Here is a 4,396-nt window from a genome sequence, read left to right as displayed (position 1 = left end):
TTTTTCTGCAAATATGTGGCTAAGGTAAATATTAAATTTAAAATTCGATGTTTATAAATATATTTTTTTGAATATTCACAGTATCCCTGATTTCTTTGCGGATAATTATTTGAATGTAATTTTTTTTTGAGAATTTATCATTGTATGAAATAAGGTCATGTTTTTATTTCTTTGAATTTTCAATTGATTAATCAAAATTAAGTAAACGAAATACGAGCTTAAACTTGCAATGTTTATTTTTGCTAAAAATTTAGCACATGTCTTTAAAGGTCATAAATATCTCTAAGAGTTTTGGTTCTCAAAAAGCACTAAATAAGGTGTCTTTTGAGATAAAAAAAGGTGAGATTGTAGGGTTCTTAGGTCCAAACGGCGCGGGGAAATCTACAATGATGAAGATTCTGACCACATATAGTAAAGCCGACAAAGGCGAAGCTTTTGTTAACGAGTATGATGTGCTCTCGAAGCCAAGAGAAGTACAAAAATGTATAGGGTATTTACCGGAACATAACCCGCTCTACAAAGACATGTATGTAAAGGAATATCTTGCTTTTAATGCCGAAGTTTATAAAATATCGAAAAAAAGAATAACCAAAGTAATAGAACAAACCGGATTGAGCCCGGAAGCCCATAAAAAAATTGGCGCATTGTCTAAAGGATATCAGCAGCGTGTAGGCCTTGCCTCCGCTCTTCTTCATGATCCTGAAGTATTGATCTTAGATGAACCCACTACTGGATTAGATCCAAATCAACTTATTGAATTTAGAAAACTTATTAAGGAGATTAGCAAAAAAAAGACCATTTTGTTATCAACTCATATCATGAAAGAAGTAGAAGCTGTTTGCGATAGGGTGCTTATAATTAACGAGGGGATGTTGGTGGCAGATAAAAAACTTGCCGATCTGAGGGAGGAGAATGAGCAGATAATTGAAGTTGAATTTGATTATCGCGTAGAAGAAGCATTCCTGCAAAGATTGCCCAAGGTTACCAAGGTGCTTAACACAGGGGGGTTCGTATATGAAATTACCTTTGGCACTTCTAAAGATATGCGATCAGTTGTTTTTGATTTTGCCCATGACAATAAACTCAAAACGCTACAACTAAGCCGAAAGAATAAAAATCTGGAAGGTTTGTTTACAGAATTAACCGGCAACTAAATTGGCTAGTCATCAAAAATTAGTCTCCCCTTATAGAGTTCCTCCACTTCTATTACCTCAGGACGATTGGAGCTCCGTACATCCCCGGTTCCCCTAATTGTTCCCCTTAATGACTCCAGTGGATTAATAATTATATCATTGCTTCCTCTATGGTTAAATGTTACATTCTGAACCAATAGTGATGCCGCTTCAACTCTGGAATCGCCGGCTGCAACTACCACACTTAAATTGGCGGAACTCCCTTTTAGTTTAAAATATGCGATCCCGTTAACTACTACATTGATATTCTGTGATGCCAATTCCAGGTCGAACTCACCATCTGTTGTCAGGTTTTCGGGATCATTAAAGCTTTCAGAAATCAGAGTAATCTGAGGATAAGACAACACCCCATCACTCACTGTAGAAAAGCCTGTATTACTTCTGATTTCAGTGATATTTGGGGCAGTAACATAAAAAGTAGTAAGCCCGTATTTCCTGAAAAAATTACAATTATTGGTGTCCGTTAGCACTAACCTCCCGTCCTTCACTTCAGCATTCACTTCGTTACGCAAAAATTCTCCGGTTTCAACTTCTACCAATATTGAATTCCCCTCTTTAAGGACCAATTTTGTATTTTCATTAAGGGTTATTTTTGTAAAGCTTTCTACCGGGATAACCTCACGTTTGATGTCTCCTGCATTTTGAAAGCAATCGGGCGCATTATCTCCATTGCAACTCATCACAAAAAAGAGTCCAACACCCATGACCACTACCAAATATATACTTCTTAAAAACTTCATGCCTTAAACAAATTTATTGTCGGTAATATCTATAATCTTATTCCAAGGCCAAACTCAACCGCTTCGGCTGCCGCACCATGGGATTTTAAAGTAACCGCACCAAACATTTTTTTTCCAAAATAATATTTTAAACCAATTCTATTGTAAACTTTTCCTTCAAAATCAAAAGGATAATAAACATAATAACCCAGCTGAGCAATAACACTTAATTTAGAAATATAGAGCTCGTATCCCAGGAACATACCCACACGCTTATAATCGGTGTTGGGATCGACATCCAACTCTGGAAAGGATACGGACTGATAACGGATCAATTCTTTTAAAAAATTAGAAAAAAACAAGTCTGCTCCAAGTTGTATTCCACTTTTTCGGGATAAGCGTTTGTCCCCATAAACCGAGAAAATATAAAATGGAAACTGGCCAGAATTAACCACATCACTCTCATTAATACCAGTTCTAAAGACAAGGTTAGCTTTAATAGGTTGTGTAATTTTTTCTTTATTCGTATTCTTTATATAAACAATTTCTTCATTTCCATTCAAATTGTAAACAAGTCCTGCATTAAAGGCAAATGTATTCGTAGAGGTATTTGGTGATTTTACATTGGCATTAGAATAATGTATAATGGATATTCCTGCTTTAATTCCCACGTTTTTGAATAATTTTTCCTTGTGATAATTGAGCATTAGTAAGGTAGAGCTCATTATGTGAGAGCCGTATGCATTACCTCTGAAATTTTGATTTTTATCGTAGGGATTGGTGTTATAGGCTAAACCCTGACCAATTCTGAATTGCATGTTCCGCTTAAAGAAATAAAAATTGTAATGCGCGTACAAACTAAAATTATTGCCAAGGATTTCATCATTCATATCCTGATAAATAAAAGAAACCCCTGTATCTGGATAGTTATATTCCTCATGCCATTCCTTAGTTCCAAAATTTTTCTTATTGAAGCTAAGAATAACTCCTGCAGGGTGTGCATTGATTAAATGAGAAATATCCGTGTTGTGAAGGATAATAGAACCATAAAAGGGATTGGCATCTATGGTAAATTTTTTAGGTACTTGTTCTTTTTGCGAAAAACACCACAGACAGGAAAGTAGGCATGCGTAAAAAAATCTGGTGTTCATTGGGTGTAAAAATAGCAAATAATAAGTGTAATTCTCTTTGGGTGTACAGGGTTATCTTTAGGAAATTGAACGATGAAGAACCATTATAAAACTAAAAAACAGCATTAGCAATCGCTTTAATATTATCTGATTTGCCCATGGAATAGTAGTGAAGTACTGGAATTCCTGCCGCTTTTAATTCTTTTGATTGCTCAATTGCCCAATCAATCCCAATTTGTCTTACTTCCTTATTATTCTTGCAAGTTTCAACCGCATCAATCAAATCCTGAGGAAGGTCAATTCTAAATACCTGAGGTAATAATTGTAAGTGCCTTTTAACGGCTATTGGTTTTATCCCGGGAATTATGGGAACGTTAATACCCATATCCCTCGCTGCTTTTACAAAAGCAAAAAACTTTTTATTATCAAAAAACATTTGGGTTACTACATAATTTGCGCCAAGTTCAACTTTTTTCTTCAGCCATTTTAAGTCTGTTTGTAAAGAAGGTGCCTCCATATGTTTCTCAGGATACCCGGCTACTCCAATACAAAAATCTGCACAATAATCTGTCTCTACAACTTCATGCAGATATTGGCCGCAATTAAGATTATGTATTTGCTCTACCAGTTCTGATGCGTACACGTGCCCTCCTTTTGAGGGTTCAAAATATTTCTCTTCCTTCATTGCATCTCCTCTTAGGGCCATAATATTGTCTATCCCCAGATAGTGACAATCAACTAATAAGTATTCTGTTTCTTCCTTGGTGAAACCTCCACATAGGACATGCGGAATGGTATCTACATCATATTTATGCTTTATTGAAGCGCAAATCCCGACGGTACCCGGCCGCATACGCGTTAGTTTTTTATCTAAAAGTCCATTTTTATCGATGTAGATATATTCTTCCCGGGAAGTAGTGACATCTATAAAGGGTGGATTGAAGTCCATTAAAGGATCAATATTATCGTATAACTCTTTTATGTTTCTACCTTTAACCGGAGGAATAATTTCAAAAGAGAATAGTGTATTCCCTTTAGCTCTTTCTATATGTTCCGTGACTTTCATTTATGCTTATTGCTTTTCAATATTTTTGGTTCAAAGAATTTTTGAATAGGATTTTTTTATCCAGCTAATTCTTTGTTCCTGTTTAAATTTAACAGGATCTTTCTCTTATTCTTCAGCTATATTTGGAGCAAGCCATTTCCTTGCCTTACTCAACTCAATTTCTTTCCTCCCTGCATAATCAACAATCTGGTCTTCCGTAATCTTACCCAATCCAAAATACCGAGCATCGCGATGTGCAAAATAATACCCGCTTACACTTGCTGCAGGGAACATAGCCAGGTTATCTGT

Annotated in this window: 5 protein-coding genes; 1 reads left to right on the top strand and 4 read right to left on the bottom strand. The window is 35.7% G+C overall.

Annotation, left to right across the window (positions count from 1 at the left end; genetic code table 11):
- Window positions 1-257 precede the first annotated feature (257 nt).
- On the top strand, window positions 258-1,154 hold the full coding sequence (gene gldA, locus WBN20_RS17055) for a gliding motility-associated ABC transporter ATP-binding subunit GldA (RefSeq protein ID WP_424282554.1): 897 nt from the start codon (window positions 258-260) through the stop codon (window positions 1,152-1,154).
- A gap of 5 nt (window positions 1,155-1,159) precedes the next feature.
- Here gldA and WBN20_RS17050 read toward each other — a convergent pair whose 3' ends face one another.
- From WBN20_RS17050 to WBN20_RS17035, 4 genes are all read right to left on the bottom strand, one after another.
- Window positions 1,160-1,933 (bottom strand): head GIN domain-containing protein, encoded by a 774-nt coding sequence (locus tag WBN20_RS17050; RefSeq protein WP_424282553.1) that lies wholly within the window; start codon window positions 1,931-1,933, stop codon window positions 1,160-1,162.
- Window positions 1,934-1,962: 29 nt separating this feature from the next.
- Entirely contained in the window at window positions 1,963-3,063 is a 1,101-nt protein-coding gene (locus tag WBN20_RS17045) for an acyloxyacyl hydrolase (protein WP_424282552.1), read from the bottom strand.
- 91 nt (window positions 3,064-3,154) lie between these two features.
- Complete coding sequence (gene metF / locus WBN20_RS17040; protein WP_424271172.1) at window positions 3,155-4,108, bottom strand: methylenetetrahydrofolate reductase [NAD(P)H]; 954 nt, start codon at window positions 4,106-4,108, stop codon at window positions 3,155-3,157.
- A gap of 105 nt (window positions 4,109-4,213) precedes the next feature.
- Window positions 4,214-4,396, bottom strand: a 183-nt coding sequence (locus tag WBN20_RS17035; protein ID WP_424282551.1) for a vitamin B12 dependent-methionine synthase activation domain-containing protein, incomplete at its 5' end; no start/stop codon positions are given.

The sequence above is a fragment of the Eudoraea sp. genome (genome assembly GCF_049665975.1).
Classification (GTDB): Bacteria; Bacteroidota; Bacteroidia; order Flavobacteriales; family Flavobacteriaceae; genus Eudoraea.
The sequence above is the reverse complement of the archived record's forward strand: the minus strand, read 5'-3'. Positions and strand labels throughout refer to the sequence as shown.